Source organism: Effusibacillus dendaii (assembly GCF_015097055.1).
In the GTDB taxonomy this organism is placed as follows: Bacteria; Bacillota; Bacilli; order Tumebacillales; family Effusibacillaceae; genus Effusibacillus; species Effusibacillus dendaii.
In genome coordinates this window covers 3,126,636-3,146,727 of record NZ_AP023366.1, presented here as the reverse complement: position 1 = coordinate 3,146,727, position 20,092 = coordinate 3,126,636, and the positions used below count along the sequence as shown (strand labels likewise).

General features: G+C 49.3%; 25 protein-coding genes. 3 read left to right on the top strand and 22 right to left on the bottom strand.

The window, feature by feature from the left end; genetic code table 11:
* Positions 1 to 13: 13 nt before the first annotated feature.
* The 8 genes from skT53_RS16700 to skT53_RS16665 form a co-directional block, all read right to left on the bottom strand.
* On the bottom strand, positions 14 to 397 hold the full coding sequence (locus tag skT53_RS16700; protein WP_200758918.1) for a DUF302 domain-containing protein: 384 nt from the start codon (positions 395 to 397) through the stop codon (positions 14 to 16).
* Between the two features lie 13 nt (positions 398 to 410).
* Positions 411 to 641 (bottom strand): sulfurtransferase TusA family protein, encoded by a 231-nt coding sequence (locus skT53_RS16695; RefSeq protein WP_200758917.1) that lies wholly within the window; start codon positions 639 to 641, stop codon positions 411 to 413.
* 30 nt (positions 642 to 671) lie between these two features.
* Entirely contained in the window at positions 672 to 1,805 is a 1,134-nt protein-coding gene (locus tag skT53_RS16690) for an MBL fold metallo-hydrolase (RefSeq protein ID WP_200758916.1), read from the bottom strand.
* A gap of 22 nt (positions 1,806 to 1,827) precedes the next feature.
* A complete protein-coding gene (locus skT53_RS16685; RefSeq protein WP_226375263.1) occupies positions 1,828 to 2,400 on the bottom strand; it encodes a sulfurtransferase TusA family protein in 573 nt (190 codons plus the stop codon).
* Between the two features lie 17 nt (positions 2,401 to 2,417).
* A complete protein-coding gene (locus tag skT53_RS16680) occupies positions 2,418 to 3,200 on the bottom strand; it encodes a sulfite exporter TauE/SafE family protein (RefSeq protein ID WP_200758915.1) in 783 nt (260 codons plus the stop codon).
* A 57-nt stretch (positions 3,201 to 3,257) separates the two neighbouring features.
* Entirely contained in the window at positions 3,258 to 3,653 is a 396-nt protein-coding gene (locus skT53_RS16675) for a DsrE/DsrF/DrsH-like family protein (RefSeq protein ID WP_200758914.1), read from the bottom strand.
* Positions 3,654 to 3,701: 48 nt separating this feature from the next.
* Positions 3,702 to 4,022 (bottom strand): rhodanese-like domain-containing protein, encoded by a 321-nt coding sequence (locus skT53_RS16670; protein ID WP_200758913.1) that lies wholly within the window; start codon positions 4,020 to 4,022, stop codon positions 3,702 to 3,704.
* Between the two features lie 86 nt (positions 4,023 to 4,108).
* Positions 4,109 to 4,495 carry a rhodanese-like domain-containing protein gene (locus tag skT53_RS16665; protein ID WP_200758912.1) on the bottom strand — a complete coding sequence of 129 codons (387 nt, stop codon included), beginning with the start codon at positions 4,493 to 4,495 and terminating at the stop codon, positions 4,109 to 4,111.
* A 182-nt stretch (positions 4,496 to 4,677) separates the two neighbouring features.
* On the opposite strand from skT53_RS16665, the gene skT53_RS16660 reads away from it, so the two are divergent.
* Positions 4,678 to 4,848, top strand: a complete 171-nt coding sequence (locus tag skT53_RS16660) for a hypothetical protein (RefSeq protein WP_200758911.1) — start codon at positions 4,678 to 4,680, stop codon at positions 4,846 to 4,848.
* A 75-nt stretch (positions 4,849 to 4,923) separates the two neighbouring features.
* On the opposite strand, the gene skT53_RS16655 is transcribed toward skT53_RS16660, so the two are convergent.
* The 12 genes from skT53_RS16655 to skT53_RS16600 all read right to left on the bottom strand — a co-directional run bounded on the left by skT53_RS16655 (position 4,924) and on the right by skT53_RS16600 (position 17,280).
* Positions 4,924 to 5,484 carry a class I SAM-dependent methyltransferase gene (locus tag skT53_RS16655; RefSeq protein ID WP_200758910.1) on the bottom strand — a complete coding sequence of 187 codons (561 nt, stop codon included), beginning with the start codon at positions 5,482 to 5,484 and terminating at the stop codon, positions 4,924 to 4,926.
* A gap of 18 nt (positions 5,485 to 5,502) precedes the next feature.
* The gene (locus skT53_RS16650) at positions 5,503 to 5,763 is read right to left on the bottom strand and encodes a metal-sensitive transcriptional regulator (protein WP_200758909.1); all 261 of its coding nucleotides are present in this window, start codon (positions 5,761 to 5,763) and stop codon (positions 5,503 to 5,505) included.
* Positions 5,764 to 5,769: 6 nt separating this feature from the next.
* The gene (locus skT53_RS16645; RefSeq protein ID WP_200758908.1) at positions 5,770 to 5,985 is read right to left on the bottom strand and encodes a hypothetical protein; all 216 of its coding nucleotides are present in this window, start codon (positions 5,983 to 5,985) and stop codon (positions 5,770 to 5,772) included.
* A 120-nt stretch (positions 5,986 to 6,105) separates the two neighbouring features.
* Positions 6,106 to 6,273, bottom strand: coding sequence for a hypothetical protein (locus skT53_RS16640; RefSeq protein WP_200758907.1), 168 nt, complete (start codon positions 6,271 to 6,273; stop codon positions 6,106 to 6,108).
* Between the two features lie 85 nt (positions 6,274 to 6,358).
* Positions 6,359 to 6,787, bottom strand: coding sequence for an NAD(P)/FAD-dependent oxidoreductase (locus skT53_RS16635; protein ID WP_226375464.1), 429 nt, complete (start codon positions 6,785 to 6,787; stop codon positions 6,359 to 6,361).
* A 48-nt stretch (positions 6,788 to 6,835) separates the two neighbouring features.
* Positions 6,836 to 7,012 carry a hypothetical protein gene (locus tag skT53_RS16630; RefSeq protein ID WP_200758905.1) on the bottom strand — a complete coding sequence of 59 codons (177 nt, stop codon included), beginning with the start codon at positions 7,010 to 7,012 and terminating at the stop codon, positions 6,836 to 6,838.
* A 105-nt stretch (positions 7,013 to 7,117) separates the two neighbouring features.
* A complete protein-coding gene (locus skT53_RS16625; protein ID WP_200758904.1) occupies positions 7,118 to 8,032 on the bottom strand; it encodes a c-type cytochrome in 915 nt (304 codons plus the stop codon).
* 97 nt (positions 8,033 to 8,129) lie between these two features.
* Complete coding sequence (locus skT53_RS16620) at positions 8,130 to 9,488, bottom strand: sigma-54-dependent transcriptional regulator (RefSeq protein ID WP_200758903.1); 1,359 nt, start codon at positions 9,486 to 9,488, stop codon at positions 8,130 to 8,132.
* Positions 9,451 to 11,505, bottom strand: coding sequence for an ATP-binding protein (locus skT53_RS16615; RefSeq protein ID WP_200758902.1), 2,055 nt, complete (start codon positions 11,503 to 11,505; stop codon positions 9,451 to 9,453). Before skT53_RS16615 ends, skT53_RS16620 begins: the two co-directional genes overlap by 38 nt.
* A gap of 1,056 nt (positions 11,506 to 12,561) precedes the next feature.
* The gene (locus skT53_RS16610) at positions 12,562 to 15,765 is read right to left on the bottom strand and encodes an adenosylcobalamin-dependent ribonucleoside-diphosphate reductase (RefSeq protein ID WP_200758901.1); all 3,204 of its coding nucleotides are present in this window, start codon (positions 15,763 to 15,765) and stop codon (positions 12,562 to 12,564) included.
* A complete protein-coding gene (gene nrdR / locus skT53_RS16605) occupies positions 15,755 to 16,237 on the bottom strand; it encodes a transcriptional regulator NrdR (protein WP_200758900.1) in 483 nt (160 codons plus the stop codon). Before nrdR ends, skT53_RS16610 begins: the two co-directional genes overlap by 11 nt.
* A 167-nt stretch (positions 16,238 to 16,404) precedes the next feature.
* Positions 16,405 to 17,280: a TIGR01457 family HAD-type hydrolase gene (locus skT53_RS16600; protein WP_200758899.1), complete on the bottom strand. Its 876-nt coding sequence runs from the start codon at positions 17,278 to 17,280 to the stop codon at positions 16,405 to 16,407.
* A gap of 140 nt (positions 17,281 to 17,420) precedes the next feature.
* Here skT53_RS16600 and skT53_RS16595 point away from each other — a divergent pair, with 140 nt between their 5' ends.
* Complete coding sequence (locus skT53_RS16595; protein ID WP_200758898.1) at positions 17,421 to 18,248, top strand: MBL fold metallo-hydrolase; 828 nt, start codon at positions 17,421 to 17,423, stop codon at positions 18,246 to 18,248.
* 112 nt (positions 18,249 to 18,360) lie between these two features.
* On the opposite strand, the gene skT53_RS16590 is transcribed toward skT53_RS16595, so the two are convergent.
* The gene (locus skT53_RS16590; RefSeq protein WP_200758897.1) at positions 18,361 to 19,044 is read right to left on the bottom strand and encodes an NUDIX hydrolase; all 684 of its coding nucleotides are present in this window, start codon (positions 19,042 to 19,044) and stop codon (positions 18,361 to 18,363) included.
* 88 nt (positions 19,045 to 19,132) lie between these two features.
* Between skT53_RS16590 and skT53_RS16585 the strand changes: the two genes are divergently transcribed.
* Complete coding sequence (locus skT53_RS16585) at positions 19,133 to 19,876, top strand: MBL fold metallo-hydrolase (RefSeq protein ID WP_200758896.1); 744 nt, start codon at positions 19,133 to 19,135, stop codon at positions 19,874 to 19,876.
* 37 nt (positions 19,877 to 19,913) lie between these two features.
* On the opposite strand, the gene skT53_RS16580 is transcribed toward skT53_RS16585, so the two are convergent.
* The gene (locus skT53_RS16580; RefSeq protein WP_200758895.1) at positions 19,914 to 20,084 is read right to left on the bottom strand and encodes a helix-turn-helix domain-containing protein; all 171 of its coding nucleotides are present in this window, start codon (positions 20,082 to 20,084) and stop codon (positions 19,914 to 19,916) included.
* Between the last annotated feature and the right edge of the window lie 8 nt (positions 20,085 to 20,092).

Here is a 20,092-nt window from a genome sequence, read left to right as displayed (position 1 = left end):
TTTGACATCTTAATTATTTGGCGTCGTTAATGGCTTGAATTAACGTATTTTCCACTTCTTGAGCAATTTCCTTCAGGCCGGGGTCATTGACAACATCCACCAGAACGGTAGGCTTCGGAAGGCCAATTTTGGTTTTTCCGTTCTCTTCGTAGACAACAACTTTGCAGGGAAGGAAATATCCCATTAACCCGTTCTGTGACAATACTCTTGCCGCTTCCACAGGGTTGCACACTTCAAGCACCCGATACGGTTGCGTAAAATCAACGCCTTTTTCCTGAAGCTTGGAGGTGATGTTAAAATGCCACAGCACGCCGAACTTGTACTTCTTTAAGCTCTCCTCCACCGCTTGCACAGCATCCTCCACACTCTTACTGGTTTCCACTGTATAATGGAACATCCCAATCACCTCATTATTGTCCTTTTTTTACAAAAAACCGATAGACTCCGTTGTCTTCTTCCATCTTGATCATTTCATGCTTGGTTTGTTTCACCCAGCTCTGAAAATCATTGACTGATCCTTTGTCAGTTGCTTCCAACTCCATAATTTGTCCCGGCTGAAGCGCATCAATAGCTTTTTTGGCTTTTACAATCGGCATCGGACAGGACAGCCCTTTTGCATCTACAAAAACATCCGTGTTCATCTTTTTCAAAACCTCCTCCTATTTTCTTTATTAGCTATGGTGAACAGCACAACGATTTGGTCCAATTTCCAACTCCGTTGCTTTATCGGCTGTAACCTCCACAGTTCCACGGTTTATTTCTACTATCTCCTCGTAATTAGGCGGTGTAGCCGCTCCCGCTGTACCAGCCACTTTTTCCGTAAACTCTTCACGGTCTTCTGTACGCATGATTTCATTGCTTTGGCGAATTTCTCCCAGCGTTGCCCCGACAAAGCCGCCTTCATTAATTTCTTTGATATCCGCATAGTGCGTTGGGAGAACCATCGTGTCATCCGACAATCCAGCAATCGTTTGGAACACTGTATCGTACAACGATTGAGCCCATTCCCGAGCTTTTCCTCCGAGGTCAGGTCTTCCCAGCCCACCTACAAAAATGGTATCCCCTGACAGAAGAAATTTGTCGTTTACCAAGAAGGACACGCTTCCCGGTGTATGACCGGGGGTTGGAATCGCCAAAACTTTCACTTGCACATCTCCAAACTTGATTTCTTTATGACTTTCCAGTGGTTCATAAGGGATATCGCTTCCCTGCATCTCACTGGACGAAATATAGTAAGTAGCCCCTGTTTGTTCCGCCAGTTCCTGACCTCCGGAGATATGGTCAGCATGGAGATGCGTATCCATAATATGCATGATTTTTGCATTCTCCCTTTCCGCCAGTTCCAGATACTCATTGATGTGACGGTTAGGGTCTACAATCATGGCGTTCCCTTTAGAAATTACCATGTAGGACAAGCATCCCTTTGCCAAACGATTTACTTGAATCAACTTCATGTCTTCCCCTACATGAATCGTTACCGGATGATAGAAACGGCTCCATTCGAGCATCCCTTCTTCCAGGTAGCTTACGTCGTAGCCTTTTTCATCAAGAATTTCCGCGACCATCAAGGCTGCACCGCCTTTTGCGCAAACCACTGCAATTTCAGTATCCTTGGGCAGGTGCTTATAGTTTTTTTCATCCTCATCCAAGAAATCAAAGTAGGGAATGTTTATCGATTTAAGTTCTTTCCCTTCGATTTTCCAGTCGTTATATTCATCCGGGTTTCTTACATCCAGAATAAATACGGGATTTCCTCCATTTATTCTGCTGTGAAGTTCTTTCGCAGTTATGGTTTTTACTGCCATGTTTTCGTCACCCTTTCCGTGGTTATTTTTTATTTATCGGACCGCTCCATTGTGACATGCCAGGCATTACGTTTTTTACGTTCTGAAAGCCTTTTTCCGTAAGAATTTGACAAGCTACGTCACTTCGAGTTCCCGTACGGCAAATTACATGAATTTCTGTCTCACCAAGAGCTCTTAACTCTTCTATTGTTTCCTCAAGCCGACCAAACGGGATGGATCTGGCTCCCGGGATATGCCCGAAAGCGTACTCGGCAGGTTCGCGAACGTCTATAATAACGGGGTTTTCCCCCAACTTTTGCTGAAGTTCCTCATTCGTAACTACATGAGGGTGATTCCGTTCCGGTTTCACTTCACTCGGGTCCGATTTTCGGATATAGTGCTTAAATACTTCTTCGTGTTGTTCCGTTCCAATGAACTGATGTCCGGTTCTTTCCGCCCAGCTTTTAACATCTGACACAGAACCAGGGTCTGTAGCCTCGACTTCCAACACCTGTCCGGGAAGAATTTCTTCCATTGCCTTCTTGGTTCTTACAATCGGCATCGGACAAGACAAACCTTTACAATCTATGCTTTTGTCAACTGCAATGGTGCTCACAATGCTTACTCCTTTCTTTAGCTGAACAGAATATCAATCCATATTTTTACGGTTGTCGCTACAATCAGTAGCGACAAGATCACCTTAAGGATTTTTGTATTGACCCGTTTGCTCAATTTCGCTCCGAGCGGCGCTGCCAAAACACTGGCAACAACGATAACAACTGTAGACCAAAACGGAATATGGCCTGCCATCAGTTTTCCCACCATGGAACCAATTGATGAAATAAAGGTTACGGCGAGCGAGGAGGCAATTGTTACACGAGTCGGAATTTTAAGGATCACCAGCATGATCGGCACTAGAAGGAAGGCTCCTCCAGCCCCCACAATCCCGGAGGCAGCCCCTACTGCAAATGCCGAAATGATTGCCACAATTCGGTTAAATTGCAGCTCTTCAACTGATTCATCTTCCATCCCTTTCTTTGGAATAAACATCATGACTGCAGCAATCGTGGCCAGCACTGCATAAACCAGATTGATTGCATGACCGGAAAGGAATTTTCCCCCGTAGCCCCCCAAAAAGCTTCCCACAATGATGGAAATCCCCATGTATGTCACAAGCTTGAAATTAATCAGTTTTTCTTTCCTAAGCGCCAATACGCCTGAAAGAGTAGCGAAAAACACTTGTACCGCAAGAATGCCGGAAACCTCATGAGCCGTAAAACTCCCTACCCCTAACGCTGCCGGAATGTATAGCAGCATGGGGTAATTGATAATCGCTCCCCCTATCCCCAACATTCCTGATAAAAACGAACCGATAAACCCCAGAACGAACAACGTAATAAACAATCCGGTCGTCAAGCCCTTGATCCCCCTCTCCAAGAAGGGTGTAGAGGCAGTTAAGCTCCCCGTGGCGCATTAGAATGTTACAGTTGCATCCGCGTCATATGCAAAGTCCAAGAATGTAACGGCGCCTCCTACCTCAACCCCTTCGATAAACATGTCTTTGGTCATACCTGTTACGTCCATTGTCATTTGACAAGCGATCATCTTGACTCCGCTTTCCATTGCAATCTGCAACAGTTCTTGAATGGAAGGTACGTTTGCACGCTTAAATCCTTCCATGTAATGCTCTTTGCCAGGTCCCATGGTAAGCATGGCGGCAGAGTCCTTGTGAATAATAGCAAGCGCTTCAAAAGTAAAGAAAATGGCCACCTCTGCATCTGTTGCCGCTGCTGCAGTTGCAATGTTTAATACTTTGTACGCAGAATCCAATCCACCGTTTGATGCAATAATTGCCACACGACGTGCCATAATACAAATCTCTCCTTATCATTTTTATTTGAGAAAATTTTTGGGACGTTATTCAACATCGCCTTCCCAGGCGTTCATACCGCCCATCATATTTTTCACATTGCGATATCCTTGATTCATAAGAAATTCACAAGCTTTTGCGCTGCGGTTTCCGCTTCGGCATACCATAATCGTCTCAACATTTGGATCGATCTCATGTAATCGTGAAGGAATTTCCGAAAGTCGAATATGCTTGGCACCGGGAATTTTCCCTTGAGCGACTTCCTCGTTCTCACGAACATCGATGATGTTTACCTTTTCTCCTTTTTTTAGCTTTTCCTTTACATCCAAAGGAATGATGTTTATGATCCTGGGACTTGTTCGAAACATTGCAGGAATTGACCCCCTTAATACCCAACCGGGTATTTATTAGTTTATTTAAAAAGGAGAAGGCTCATGCATGTTCCTGTCTCCTTTTATTTGTTCCCTTTTACAAAACTGCTATGCCAACCGGAAACCCCGGATTTAAGATGGCTGATTGATTGGAAACCATTTTTCTTTAAAATACTTGCAGCTCTGCGACTTCTCATACCGCTTTGACAGGTTAATACCACCCGACTGTTGCGATCCATTTCTTGCACCCTTTTGCTGAATTCACTTAGAGGTATATTTTTAAAACCTTTTATGTGTCCCCCAGTAAATTCATGTTTTTCTCTCACATCAATAAATTGGCTTCCCTTTGGAGATTCTAACAGTTGTTCAAGTTCTCTGGGGGTGAGATTTTCTAAACCTTTAACCGGCAAGAATTTCTTAATGAGTAACAGAACCACGACTGCAAAAATAAGATACTGCAACCAAACCACACGCATCCCTTCTTTCCTTGATACGATACGGGATATATACCCTACTGGGTATTATTATAATGCTTATAAAATATTTGTCAACACCAAATAATAATTATCATCGGCCAATCGATGAATTTTGTTTTGAAATGTGGTAGAATAATATCCAAGTAATCTTATTGGATTAATAGGAGGGTAGAATTGTGCTTAACAAATTTATTTCCTGGATTCGTGAGGTTTGCCCCTATTGTCATAAAAAAATGGTATCTTATGATCGCGGTCATTATCACTCCAGAGCTTGTCCCGACGGTCAATACAAAATAGAAACTCATCCACATCTTGAAGTGGAAATTGAATACCATTCTGCTAAATAGATGTCCATGCCGCCAAAGCCAAAGCCAAACCCTCACCGCTTTCCGGTGAGGGTTTGGCTTTCGACGAATTTGATCCTATTCCCCGAGAATGATGTAGTGATTTGGATTCGGACGAATCACCCGGGTCAGAAACCCGAACGCTTGAATTCCGGTCTCCAGATCCATTGCATCGATCCGTTCCTCGACAGGCGGTCCGGATTCCGTCTCTTTCTTTTCCCACTCAAGCACGAGCAGCTTTCCGCCCGGGCGGAGAATTCTCCTGATTTCCGCCAACCCTTTTTCCAAATTCGCCAGTTCATGCAGAACAAGCGAACAGAAAACCTTATCGACGCTCGCATCGGGCAGGCTAATATTTTCCGCGTCGCTTAGGATCGGTTCAATATTCACAACACCGGCCTCTGCGGCTTTTGTTTTAAGAAGGCCAAGCATCTGCGGCTCCACGTCCACTCCATAGACAGTACCCCTTGTCATTTTGGCAGCCGGAATCGCAAAATAGCCCAGCCCTACACCGATATCCGCGACATCATCCCGCCCACCGATCGCAAGTGGGGCCAGAATTTCTTCCGGCGGCAGCAGTTTACGCCGCGCCGGATTATCCAGTTTATGCGCTTTTTTCGGATCAAACCGGTGCGCCATCTTATCCCTCCTTATCCGCTAGCGGCTTTTGACCAGCAGTTCGACCGCTTCTTTAATGACCTTGTCCGGGTCGTTTCCTTTTTCCAGTTCGTCCCGGATACAGGCTTCCAGGTTCCCGGCTACCACAAGACCGATTGCACGATCGACAGCGGTACGGATGGCAGTCAATTGGGTCACCACATCGCGGCAGTCCTTTTCTTGTTCCATCATACTCAAAACTCCCCGGACTTGTCCTTCAATCCGGCGGAGGCGGTTTTTCATCGCGCCATTGTATTCCATGCTGTATCACCCCCTGTTTGGCTTGTGGTTTGTATCCTTCATTATACCCTGTTGGGTATAAAGTCCGCAAATCCAACCCCTTTTCTCGCCAATCGCGGCAATCAGTACAGACCGAACAAATTGTATTTCTTTGCGATTTCCAGCCAGTCGCTTCGCTTCCGGACACAACTTCCGCAATTCCGCCAGCGTGGTGTCCTGCATCAACAATTTTTGAACTTTCAAACGTTCCTTCTGTGGCTGTGCTCCTGGGCGTGGCATTTGCTAATCTGTTTCGCGGGCTTCCCTTCACGAACGAAGGGTATACCGGAAGCCTGCTTACGCTCTTAAATCCTTACGGGAAAACTATGTCAGACAGCCTGCGCTCTGGCTGATCCCCGTTCTCTCCATGCTGTCAATCCTGCTTACACCTCTTTTGATGCGACAGAAAAAGAGGACAGCGGCGTTCGCAACGATCTCGGCTACGATCGGTACCCTCATGGCTGCCGGATTTGCCGGAATGTACCCGAACATGTTGATATCCTCGTTCGGCAAGGCTTACTATATCACGCTGTTTAGGCGGCAGGCAGCGAGTTAAACCTTAAACTGATGCTGGTTGTTAAATACCGTTGCCCAAGATGACCCGGACGCCCATCTGTCGCAATTCTTTTTCGATGTCCACCGTCATTTCCCGGTCCAACGGCGGCATGACCTGATCCGTTTTCTCCACCAGCGTAACCGCCACTCCCTGCCTCCGGAGATTCTCCACCGCCTCCAGTCCGATGAAACCGCCTCCGATAACCACCGCTTTTTTCGCTTTGCCGGATACGAGTAAATGCTTCAACTGTTCGGCGTCCGGCACGGTTCGCAACAACTGCACGTTGCGTGCGCTGATCCCTTCCAGCGGCGGCACGATTGGCCTGGCTCCCGTGGCTATGATCAACTTGTCATAAGGCTGAACAAAGACTTCGCCGCTGTCGAGATTTTTAACCGACACAAAATAGTTCTCCGGCTTGATCTCCAACACTTTGTGGCGGACAAAACACATCAAGGTTGAACCACTTTTTCAAAGAGTCAGGGGTATGCAGCAGCAGAGCTAATTTTTCGGTGATTTCATCACCCACGTAATAAGGCAGGCCACAGTTTGCAAAGGATACATAGTCCCCTTTTTCGTATGAATGGCCGCCTGTTCATCTTCGCGCCTCGCTTTGGCAGCCGCGCTGGCTCCGGCGACAACCCCGCCAATAACGACAATCGTTTGTTTGTCTCCCATCCCGATTCCCTCCCTGTCAATAATCTTTACACCGATTATATCCTGGTAGGTATAAAGCGGGTTTTAACAAATATGATCAGTTGGGGAATGGCATCTGGCAAAAGTTCATTGACCAGCCTTCGCCTGCTTAGCCTTGGTTTCGTAGGGCACGTCTGCCGGCGCGTCTCCGTTGGGCCAGTCGTTAGCTTTTAACGAAAAATCAGGCCGTTCCTGCGATAAAATGTAAGCGGCCAAATCGGCTGCCTGCTGATCGGTTAAAGTCCCTTGTTTAATGCCACCCATTTCGCCCAGCGGCATGTTGCGTTGGATGAAGGCTGCCGCCTTCCACTGCCTGCCCATACCTGCCCCAATGTTAAAGGAATCTTTGCCCCAAAGCGGCGGCCCCGAAAGCGGACCGGTTCCTTCTCCGTTAGCACCGTGGCATGCTGCGCAAGCTTGTTTGTACAATTTCTCTCCGTCTGCCGCATTTGCTTTCGGCGGATTTTTCATGTTGATTTCCGGTGCCCAGGGCCTTTCTTTTACACCTGTGGGAACTCCTTGCGAGATGTAGGACAAGTACGCGACCATAGCCCGCATTTGATCGCTGTCATACGGCAGCGGCTTCCCGTTCATGCTTCTCTGGAAGCAGCCGTTGATCCGGTCTTCAATCGTCAGCACTTTGCCAGCCCGGGAAATGTATTTCGGATAGACCGCCGTCACCCCGACCAGGCTTGCCGTCGAGTCGGTTCCGCCGGTGCCATGACAGCTTGAGCAAGCCATCTGGTTCCCCACGTATTCCTTCAACGCGGTATTGGTTTCATTCATCAGCTTATAGCCTAATTTAATAGCCTCTCCCTCCGGACCCTGCGGCACATCGTTCATGCTCGGCACTTTGGGTTGTGTCGCTTTCGTTTCCTTCGGCGTTTCGGCAGGCGTGTTGGATGCAACCGGCTTGTCTGCGGAACATGCCGCCGCAACGATCACAACACCTGCAAGCACAATACCTGTCCATACTCTTTTTTTCCATTTTGGCGTTTTCATAATAACTCCCTCCCAAAACAGATGTTAAGCAAAAATCATGCCAACAAAAAAGGCCGCAAACCGGATGTTGCTGTCCGGTGCCGCCGTTTGAACCCTGTCAAAATGTCACATTGAGCATCCCGTACTCTTCCAGTTTCCGGTACAAGTTCCGCACACTGATATCCAATATCTTGGCCGCCTGTGTCTTGTTCCCTTTGCATGCATTCAACACGCGCAGAATATGCTGTTTTTCCAGTTCAGGCAGGGAAATCAGTTGATCGGTGTCCACAAGAGAGGATTTTCCAATGCTCTCTTCCGGAATCAAGAGGTCGCGTGTCTCGATCACTCCGCCTTTCGCCAAAACCATCCCGCGTTCCAACATATGGAACAGCTCTCGCACATTTCCGGGAAACCGGTATCTGCAAAGAGCCTTCCGTGCATCTGCGGAAATTGCCACGTTTTGCCCTTTCCGGGACTTGGCAAGAAAATGATCAATCAGCAACGGAATATCCTCCATACGCTCGCATAAAGGCGGTAACGTCAATTTCATCACATTCAGCCTGTAGAACAAATCCTCCCGGAAATTTCCTTTTGCGACTTCTGTCTCCAAAATCCGGTTGGTTGCCACAACTACCCTTACGTCTACCCTGCGCAGCCGGGAATCCCCTACTCTCCGAAATTCCTGGCTCTCCAGAAACCGTAACAGTTTGGCCTGAAAAGCCAGCGGCATCTCGCCGATCTCGTCCAAAAACAATGTCCCCCGATCCGCCAGCTCGACCAACCCTTGTTTGTCGGATACCGCTCCGGTAAACGCGCCTTTCACATGTCCAAACAGTTCCGACTCCAGCAAACTTTCGGGAATGGCTGCGGAATTGACGGCAATAAAAGGATGTTCCCGTCTGCCGCTCCAAAAGTGCAGCGCTTTGGCAATCAATTCCTTGCCTGTGCCGCTTTCCCCCTCAATTAAAATGAGAATTCCGCTGTCCGCCACGCGTCGCGTCAAATCCAACAGATTTTGCATAGCCGGGCTTTGTCCGACAATGGCAAACTGGCCGGTTTCGGACAGCAGGACCTGCTTCAGCCCCCGGTTTGTTTCCCGCAGCCGATTCTTTTCGGCGGCTTTGGCCAAAACCGCCTCCAGTTCGGGGAGCGAGTACGGTTTGCGCAGATAATCATACGCCCCGAGCTTCATCGCTTCGATCGCGGTGTCCACCGTACCGTGACCGGTCAACATGATGACTTCCATGTCAGGGTTTTTGTGTTTGGTTTCCCTGAGCAGTTGAATGCCATCTACCCCCGGCAAATTGATGTCGTAAATTCCAACGTCAAAAGAGGCTGCGTCGAGCAGGCGCAACGCTTCTTCCGAGGAAGCCGCACCGCTGACGGTACACCCTTTTCTTTGCAAGCGTTGCAGGAGAAGATCCAGCAAATCTGTTTCATCATCCACAATCAATAGCCTGATGTTCTGCCACTCCATCTCCGGTTGCTCCCCCTTTTGAATCGATAACGGGCAAATCGATCACCGCTTCGGTTCCCTGCCCTTCCACACTGTTGAGCAAAATGACTCCGCCCATGCGAGTAATGATTCCGTAACAGATCGACAACCCCAGCCCCGTTCCCTTCCCCACTTTCTTTGTGGTAAAAAACGGGTCAAACACTTTGTTCAGATATTCTTTTGGGATACCCGTCCCATTGTCACAGAGGCGAATTTGCAAGCGACTGTTTGCAAAACCGACTGTCAGCTTGATGATTCCATTGTCGGATACAGCATCAAGAGAATTGTTCAACAAATTCACAATAACTTGCATCAATTGCAGCGAATCGCCTTTCACCCTTGGCAGGTCGGTTTCCCATTCTTTCTCAAGCCGCACCCGCTTTTTTGCGAAGGCATGGGCAAACAAGGACAGGCTTTCCTCCAATACGGACGGGACGTGAATATACTCCTGTTTCCACTCCGACTTGCGGGAAAAATTCAGCATGTGTTGTGTAACCTTCTTGGAACGTGAAATATTGTCGCGAATGATCCTCAAATATCTTGCAACGTCTTCGGAAGTCAATCCGTCCCTCTCGCTCCGCAGCCGGTCCTCCAGATCTTCGGCATAGGCCTGAATCGTCGCCAGAGGATTGTTGATCTCGTGAACAAAGCCGGAAGCCATCAGTCCCAGTGCGGACAACTTGTCGGCCTGCATGAGCATCTCTTCCATGCGCCGCTGTTCTGTGATATCTTCCACGACAATCAGATATTCGGGATCTCCCGGCCGAACATGTTCCAGATGGTAAATTTGATGCCGCAACACCTTTTGTTCCCCTTGTTGCGACAAAATGGTAATCTGCTGGTCCCACAGTTCGCGAGTATCCCGCTGCAAAATTATCGGGCAACCGGAGCAAGGATTTGGCGAGTTAACGAACATTTGATGGCAGGTGAACAACTGATTGTTCCGGTCGAATCGGACCCATTTTTCCAGAAGAGGATTCATCCAGGCCACCCGGCAATCCGGATAAACCAGCGCCAATCCCGCTCCAATCCCGTTCACAACCGCATCCAGCTGCTCTTTTTCCTGCAGCAGTTTTTCCGATTGCATCCGCAAGTGGGCGGTCATTTGATTAAACGCCGTCATCAAACTTCCCAGTTCGTCCTTCCGCCTTGTAGAGATGCGAATATCCAGTACCCCGCGCCCCACTTGGCGAACCGTTTTTTCTAATTGTTCAATCGGCTTTGTGAAGAATAAACCGAAAAAAACGCTCAGCAAAACGGCGCCCGCTACAATAAAGAACAGGAACCAGGCCAGTTTGCCAAGCAATGAATAAATGGAGGCAAACGCCGCCGAAACCGGTTGTTCGACGACAGCCGCCCACCCGGTTCTGGCAAGCTTGCTGTATACGCCCAGCACTTCCTGTCCCGCGTAATTCTGGTAGCGGTTGGGGGAAGGCAGTCCGCCCGGGTTTCCATCCTCCAGAAAATGCCGGACGGTAAAACTTTTGGCGACATCCGTTTGTTGCAGGACTTTCGTAAAATCGTCGTGGGCGATCAGAGTGCCGGATTGATCGACCAAAAACACCTCTTCCTGCTTTCCCGCATGCCTTGATCCGACGAGTTCAAACAAACTGCGCAGGCGGATCTGCACCCCGATTCCGCCCCAAAACATCCGCCTGTCCGGTGAAAAATACGGAACAACGACTTTGACGGAAGGAATTCCGTTATTCGCCAACAGAACCGGACTGTAGTACACACTTCCCTCTCGCAGCCGGGAAATGATAGCGGGATCTTGCCAATCCGGCCGGGCCAGATCGTCCATTATTTTGAAACGGTTCGCCCCCAGCTTTACGGAACCGGCCGCGTCCAACACCACGGCTTCATCCGCCATCGGCAATTCCCCCAAGATTCGGTAAATCCGGGTTATCGCCGCATCTTCTGTCTGCTGCAAAGCCTGGTCAAATTCGGCCTCCCGCAACGCGGCTTCCACCCGAACCAGCAAAGCGTCAACTTCTTGCACGACCCGCTCCGCAACAATTTTTGATTATTAAATGTGATCATTCGTTTACAAAGAATCGAACAGGAGGGGGCGGCTAACCCCCTCCTGTTCGATTGTATATATACTGAGTCTAACAGCCTTGGTCTACAACTTTATTTACTTCGAACAACCTGTTACTGCGGTAATTTCCAGGTTTGCACAATCTTTAGGATATCTTGTTTCGTAGACGTTTGCCGAGTCCCAAATTTTTGTTTTTCCCGTTTATGATAGGGAACACAAACGAAACGGTGGTGAAAGCGGAGTCCACCCAATCCAAACAGCGTGACAAACGGTAGCAGAAAAAATACTGGTTCCCCTTTCGCCCTACCCGGTTTATCTGCCGTCATCACTTTTAACTCGTCAATTGCGGCCCCAAGTAGTTTCTGGAAAAAGTTAGATAATAGCCGTTTCGCAAAACTTCCCCTGCGTATAGTTTATAAACGACAACTGCAAGGGGGGGATGGCGTAGTGTACGGTGTATTCGGTGGATATACCCGTTGGGCGGTCGTATTCCTTATTATCTTTGTTCTGTTTTTCCTACTTGTACCTGGTTACGGCGCCGACGTAGGATCTGCCTACGGAAGATACGGAGTATACGGCCGAGGCAAAGTTTGGTAGTTGTACCATAATAATCTTTCACGCCTCTGTAAATAAACATTCTAACTCTAACAAACGGCCTGTTGAATAAAGAAGACTATCGGGTACCAACCAAAACCGGTTCTCCAATTTGGCCAAAATCATACGTGAGACGATTTTGGCCTTACAATGTATAAACGTCACCGCAAAGGTAAATTGCTCCTTTTACTCCTTACTCCATATCCGGCTAATTTCTTCTCGAATACTGACAGGGAACTCTATAAGATTGGAGTTTGTTTGCAGAAAGTTTTGATCTGTTAGCTGAAAGTCAAAAATTCATCCGTAAAAAAGACCAAGATATCCATTTGCATAAATATGCAAAACAATGAATATCAAGGTCTCTTTCTCACTAATTATGAAAAATCACAAAGGATTTACTGATTCAGGTAATTCTAGTTCGCCCTAACACTTACTGTATCCGCACGCTTCACATTCGTGGCAGCCGCCGTGGCGAACCAGTGAATGCTGGTGGCAGTTCGGGCAAAGGTCTTTGCCAACCGTGAACTCTCGCAGAGACACCCGTTCTGTTGGCAGTTGCACGGAGGCAGCCGTTTCCAGATGATTCAGGCGGCGCAGCGGGAATGTTTCCGAATGCTCGATCAGCGCTTTGGCAATCGCGTCCGGAACTGATGTGATGCGGCGGTCACCGAAGCCGACCGCGTTTGATCCGCCAATGCCGGAGAAATGCTTGACCAGCACGGCCTCTTTGTCCGGATTTTGCGAATCCCGCAGGTACAAGGTGATGGCTCGTCCCAACGCTTCGTTTGACGCATAGACGTCCGAACCGGCTTTTCCGATGTTTACAAAAATCTCATTCGCCGTTTGCGTTTCCGGATCGTCATTAATCGTAATATAGGCGGTACCGAGCGGCGTTTCCTTCCGGTAAGTAGCTCCATACAGCACATCCGGACGGGACTTCGGCACATACGCCCTCTCTTGATCGCCTGATGCGGTAAACAAATCGACGGAAGCTTGGGCAACAACCGGGTTCGACTTCCCTTCCTCAACCAATTCCTGGGCAACCGTTTCTTTCGCTTTGTCCGGCTCGTCTTTCAACGACAATACCTGCTCGGAACGGGAACCGTCCCGATAGATGGTCACGCCTTTGCACCCCAGCTCATATGCCAGATCGTACAATTTCTTCGTGTCTTCCACCGTATAATTGTTCGGCGCGTTGCACGTTTTCGAGATGGACGAATCGATCCATTTCTGCAGTGCCGCCTGTACGCGCACATGTTCTTCCGGCGTCAGATCCATCGCCGTCACAAAGTAATCAGGCAGTTCCGCACCCGGATGCTGCTTCAAAAATTCATCTACGATCTCCGCATTTTCCTCAAACATACCGAGTCTCGAATTGCGGAAGTAGGACCAGGCGTAATATGGTTCACAGCCGGTCGAACAACCCACCATGGTGCCTGTCGTGCCGGTCGGCGCAATCGTCATCGTCGTTACATTGCGCACACCGTGTTTGGCGATTGCTTCTGTCACGTGCGGTTTTTCAGCAGACATCAACTGCATGTAACCGGACTGCAGGAATTTCTTTGCGTCAAATGCCGGGAATGGTCCATTTTCCTTCGCCAGTTCCACAGATTCAAGATAACACCATTCGGCCATCATGCCCATTAACACGTCGCACAACTTCGTCGATTCTTCTGAACCGTATCGGATGCCGCAGTGGATCATCAGATCGTGCAGACCCATGATGCCAAGTCCCACACGTCGCTCGTTCATTTGGTTTTTGCGGTTTTCTTCAAACGGATAGTAGGTAGCGTCGATAATCGCATCCTGGAACCGTAAACCGACGCGTGTCGCTTCCTCCAGCTCTTCCCACCGGATGTGGTTCAGCAAAAATTCCGCTTTGTCCTGCGAAAAATGTTTCCGCAATTGGCTATAGATATAGTCTGCCTGTTTTTTGTTTTTAAAATCGGTCTTTTGCTTCGACCGGTCGAATCCGTTTGTGAATTGACTGAGCACTACGGCCCCCAGGTTACAGATGCCGAATGCCGGGAGACCCTGTTCGCCGCACGGATTGGTGGCGATAATGGGATTAAAATAGTGGGAATTGGACATATAATTATAACGCCCCAGGAACACCACACCCGGTTCTGCCGATTTCCAGGCGGATTCCATGATTTCGTCCCATAGTTCCTCAGCCGGAATTTCCTGCGCGATCTCCAGTTTATGGCCTGCTGCTTCCCATTCCTGGAAATTGCCGTTAAACTGCATCATTTCGCTCAGTTTTGGATAACCAATCGCCCATTTTTCTCCATTTTGTTTGGCTGCCATAAACTCTTCCGAAATACCTACCGAAATGTTGGCGCCAGTAATCACGCCATCGACTTGTTTACAGGAAATGAACTTGCGAACATCCGCATGCTTATCATTCAGAATCAGCATCAATGCGCCGCGCCGCGATCCGCCCTGCAGCGTCAACTGACAGCCGACACTCATGATCTCACCCACACCGACCGGTCCAAATCCATCGCCAAATACTTGGTTGCCTTTATCAAACAGTTGGCCCCATGTGTACGCACCGGAACTGCGGCCGTTTACACCGCGCACATAGCTGTAACGGGGACGCAGCGAAGAGAGGATAATCGAAACGCGCTTACCGTCCATCATCGCTTCCCACATGTCTGCCAACGTAGAAGCGATCGTACCCCGCTGATCGCCTGGAATCAGCGTTACGCCCAGTACATCCTGCATAACAAGAACGCCGCTCGATAATATCTTCTCATACAGTTCGGCGGCCGGGTACGTTTCACCCTGTTTGACAGGCAACCCTTTGTCGAGCCAGTCCTGCAGACTGCCTGTCCAATTTTGGTCATATCCTTCCGTTTCAAAATCGGGGAAATAGAATGTCCAGTCGTTTCCTTCTTCCACCGCCCGCAAAAACTGGCTGTTGATGCGGACCACTTTCGTGCTGTGCTTGTACTCTTCTGCCAGGAAGTCAAGCAAATCGGCATGCCAAACGTCCAACACCAGCTGCAATTCGCGGGTGCGCGGCCGATCCGTTACAGGCACCAGCGTTCCCTGTGGCGGTACCTGTGACAGATTCATGCCGACACCGCCGGAACGGGCCTGGATTTCCAATGTCTGCCCGAACGAATTGGCATAGTCACGGGGGGTCGGTCCAACGTTCGGAATCACAAAACAGTTATAGCTGGTGGTTTTGATGCCGGTACCCATCGAAGCGTTGATGCGGCCGCCCGGTACGTATTTCCACCCGCTTTGCAGTTGATAAAATTTTTCTTCCCACTTGGCCGGATCTTTCGTTACAGCTGCCGCCCCTTTCGCGATACGTTGCCACATTTGGCGGGGAGCGGTTTCTTTCAAAACATCGATATGATCATAGGGAAGTTCCACCTGATATCCATCACGCAGTTCTACTGTAGCAAGACGCTGCTCCGGCTTTAATGAAACAACTCTTGCCAATTCATGCAGGGCCCGCTTCTTATCAATAACAGCGACGACCAGACTGCCAATCTGCAGCGTTTCTTTCTTTACGTCTTTCAGCAGATAGCGGTCTGCTACAATTCGCTCACCTGTTGGGGAAAGAAAGTCTTCCGCAGTAAACGGCAACATACTGTTCATCTCAGTTTTCATGTTTTTTGCCTCCTATTTTTTCGCTGTCCAGCAGATGTAAAATTTCCTGCGCAAATGTCTCGACATCGCGAAATTGTCTGTATACGCTTGCAAAACGGACATAGGCCACCGCATCTATGGCGCGTAGTTTTTCCATCACTTTTTCCCCGATTCGTTCAGCCGGCACTTCCTTGTCGTATTCGGAGCGGATTTCCCGCTCGATCGCATCGACCGCCTGCTCAATCGATTCCATCGCGATAGGCCTTTTTTCGCACGCCTTGAGAATGCCGCGAAGCAGCTTTTCCCGCGAGAATTCTTCCCGTCGGTTGTCCTTTTTGATGATTAACAGCGGAGCCATTTCGACTTTTTCGTACGTAGTAAAACGTTTCAGACAGGCCGGGCATTCACGCCTCCTGCGGATTGACGCATGATCTTCGCTGGCGCGCGATTCCAGCACACGCGAATCATTATGGTAACAATATGGACACCGCATCACGGTCCTCCTTGGCTCGATTGTTGCCGAAACCGCTCGTTTGACGAAGTGGGTTTATGTAACCTACACTACATCTAGTGTGCTTCGCTGTCTCAAACAAATTATATACACCATATATAGGAGGGTCAAGGGGCTCTTTTCCTATCGGCAAAAACAGGTCTTTCGACTCATTCCTCAGCAATAATCCGTAAAAAATCGGTCAGGTCATTCATCACAAAGTCAGGTGGATACTCTGCTTGTTCCGCATCCTCTCGCGAGGAATACCCACTCAAAACGAGCAATGTTTTCAATCCGGCCTGTCGGCCAGCCCGGATATCAGTTTCCAGATTGTCGCCAATCATCACGGTCCGTTCCGGTTGTGTGCCAATCCGTTGCAGACTGTACCGCATCATGCGGACTTCCGGTTTGCCGATCCAAACCGGTTCCTGACCGGATGCGGCGGACAGCGCTTGGCAAAGCGAACCGGCTCCCGGCAGCAGACCCCGTTCCGTCGGCAGCCGTTTGTCCGCATTGGTCGCCAGAAAAATCGCCCCATTTTGGATAGCGAGGCTGGCGGTCATTAATTTTTGATAGGTAAACTGCCGATCGATTCCGACTACGACAAAATCGGGTCGCGCCAGCCTAAGAGCCTCGTCTTCGCGATCGGCAAGCCCTGTATCGGCAACCGTCTCGGCATCATCCATGCGATTCACGATTCGGCAGCCGACTTCCCGCAGAGCGGTGTACAACCCTTCTTCACCGATAATATAGACAGACGGTTGATCGGCTGCCGCCTGTTCACGGATATACATAGCGGTTGCCTGGCTGGATGTAAACAGATGCTCCGGCCCCGCCGAAATACCCATCTGTTGCAGTTTTTGCGCAAACTGTTCGTTTGTGCGAGACGAGTTATTTGTCACAAACAGATAGGGCTTGCCGATCCGCTCCAACCACGCGATAAACTCCTTGGCGCCAGGCAGCAGTTCATTGCCTCGGTATATCGTTCCGTCCAGGTCGATCAGAAAACCGTCGCAAGCCAATAGGGATTGTATTGATTCAGTCATTTTCTGACTCCTTTTTGTGATTTATAATAAAGTAAACTTGGCTTCGCCAAGCCTCTTGCATAGGCAAGCCTTACACTCTATTTGCATTTTTATTGTTTCTGAGCGGGCAAATTAAAATTCTGTAAAAAGGGGATTCCGCCATGAGTGAAACCGGTTTGATGCACCGTTTACCTGTCTCGACCCCCACACTGTATCCGGCTACCACGACGAATGTGTACATCATTGCGGATCAAGGCGAAGCGCTGATTATTGACGGAGGATACGAAAATCCAGCAGCCGCCAAGGAAATTATCGATTATGTAACAAAGCTTGGCAATCCCAAAGTAACCGGCATCCTGCTCACCCACTATCACCAGGACCACAGTCCGGGGGCGAAAGCGCTGGCCGATTTTTACCAATGTCCGATCGCCTGTCATGCACTTGAAAAAGAAGCGGTCGAAAAACAAATTTCGCCTTACACCGTACAGATTACATATCAGGAAGGCGACATGATCACAGTCGGCAGCAAACAACTGCAAGTTTTGCATACGCCCGGCCACACGCGCGGTCATCTGAGCCTCTGGCTGGAAACGGAAAAACTGTTGGTCACCGGCGACAACATTGTAGCGGAAGGCACCACCTGGATTGGACCGCCCGACGGCGATTTGACCGATTACCTGCAAACGCTGCACCGCTTTTTGGAGTTGAAACCCGCCTTGATTGCTCCCGGTCACGGTGAATGGGTTCATGACACGATGGCCAAAATTGAATTTTTCATCCAACGCCGCCTGGAGCGCGAACAGCAGGTTTTACGTTTATTGGCGGAACAGCCGCGAAACGCAGCCGAACTGGTGCAAGCCATTTATGCGGGGCAAGTCCATCCAAGCGTGCTGTGGGTAGCAGAACGAACCGTACTGGGACATCTGGAAAAACTCATGCGCGAAAATAAAATTGCCAAAACGGAAGACGGCTCGTATCGGACAGTCTGAAAGACACCCAAGCAACAGCCTGTCAACTGCGTCCATAATCGTTTTATCACTTGGAAGCCATTTGATGCGACAGCAATGTTCAAACACCTGTCAGCGGCAGAATACAACCCGTTTAGGCCAGTTCGTGCGGGCGCGGAGTGCCGACACCTTGACCGTTTTGGAACGCATCGTATGCGCTGTCGAAACGCGCCAGATCGGTCAATGCGTCTTTTGTCGGAAACACCATTTTAAAGATACCTTTTTCCGCCTGTTGCAGGGCGTAGAGTGGATCCATCCAAGCGGCCCGCGCCACTTCTTTTTCGGAGGGAATCAGTTCGATGCTGCGGGGAAGAACGGTCAAAAAATAACGGGTATCAAACCGCCGGGGCGACACGGTGCGAGGGGTGATACGATGCCCGTAATAACGAATTTTATCGGTCTGCAAATGAATCTGCTTTTCGACCACCCACTCGCGAAACTGGAGTTGGCCTGCTTCCAAGCGTGTGCGTATTTCAGAAAGAGGCCTCGTCTCTTGATGAGGAACAAAATCAGCCAGTAAATAACCGACTTCTTCAAAACATTCGCGGATGGCGGTCACCGCATAGGACAAATCCACTTCCAACCGCTGTTTGACGCAGAGTCGATGAATCTGATCATCCCGATCTTCCGGCTGCATGACGCCGCCCGGAAATACATAAAAACCAGGCAAAAATTTCATCGTATCCGGGCGCTGCGTCATATATACTTCGATACCCTGGCCGTTTTCGCCGTTCCGGATAAGAATCATCGTCGCCGCCTGTTTGATCGTTTCGTTCACGTTGCATGCCCCCTTGTCTTTATGGTAGCAGACGGGGCGATTTGTGAAAACCAAAAATGCATTCCCTATAAAACAGGGGGGCATCCCATTGAAAATCCGATTGATTCGTCACGCGACCTTACTGCTGCAATTCGGTTCCAAAACGATACTGATTGACCCGATGTTCAGCCCGGCAGGCGCTATGTCGGCAACACCCAACACGTCCAACCAGAAAGCGAATCCGCTGATTGATTTGCCGTGTGCTGTCGAGGAGCTGACTTCACCGGATGCCATTTTATTGACGCACAGTCACCGCGACCATTTTGATGATGCGGCGGCCAATCTGTTGCCGCGCGAAATCCCATTTTTCTGTCAACCGGAAGATGTTTCGTACATCCAAAAATACGGTTTCTCAAACGTTGTCCCTATTGAACATGAGACAATCCGGGAAAATATCCGTATCATTCGCACAGGCGGGCGCCACGGACTCGGTGAAATCGGGCAAAAAATGGGCCCTGTATCCGGCTATATTCTCTCCGCAGAGAAGGAGCCTGCTGTTTATTTTGCGGGCGATACCGTATGGTGTCCGGAAGTGGAGTCGGCGTTGGATCGGCAACCGGATGTTGTCGTTCTGTTTGCGGGAGCCGCTCAATTCCTGGAAGGCGGTGCAATTACTATGACCAAAGAAGATGTCGCGACCGTCTGCCGGAAAGTGCCGACCTCCAAAGTAGCGGTCGTTCATATGGAAGCGTGGAACCACTGCTTGCTAAGCAGGCAATCGCTGCAGGAGTACCTGGCCAAAGAGGGAGTGATGGATCGGGTTGTGATCCCCGCCGACGGAGAATGGTTCTAAATGACGATCTCTCCTGTCAAGATCAACGTCTGCAAAGTCAAAAAAGTTGATAATTAACGATGGGGTTGCGAAGCTCTTGTCCGATCAAAGTTTCAATCTTTTGAATCCGATATCGCAACCCGCTCATCGATAACGAAAGATCATTCGCTGTCTGCTCAAGATTTCCCCCATTTACCAAAAATACGTAGAGGGCTTGAACTGTAAACATTGATTCTG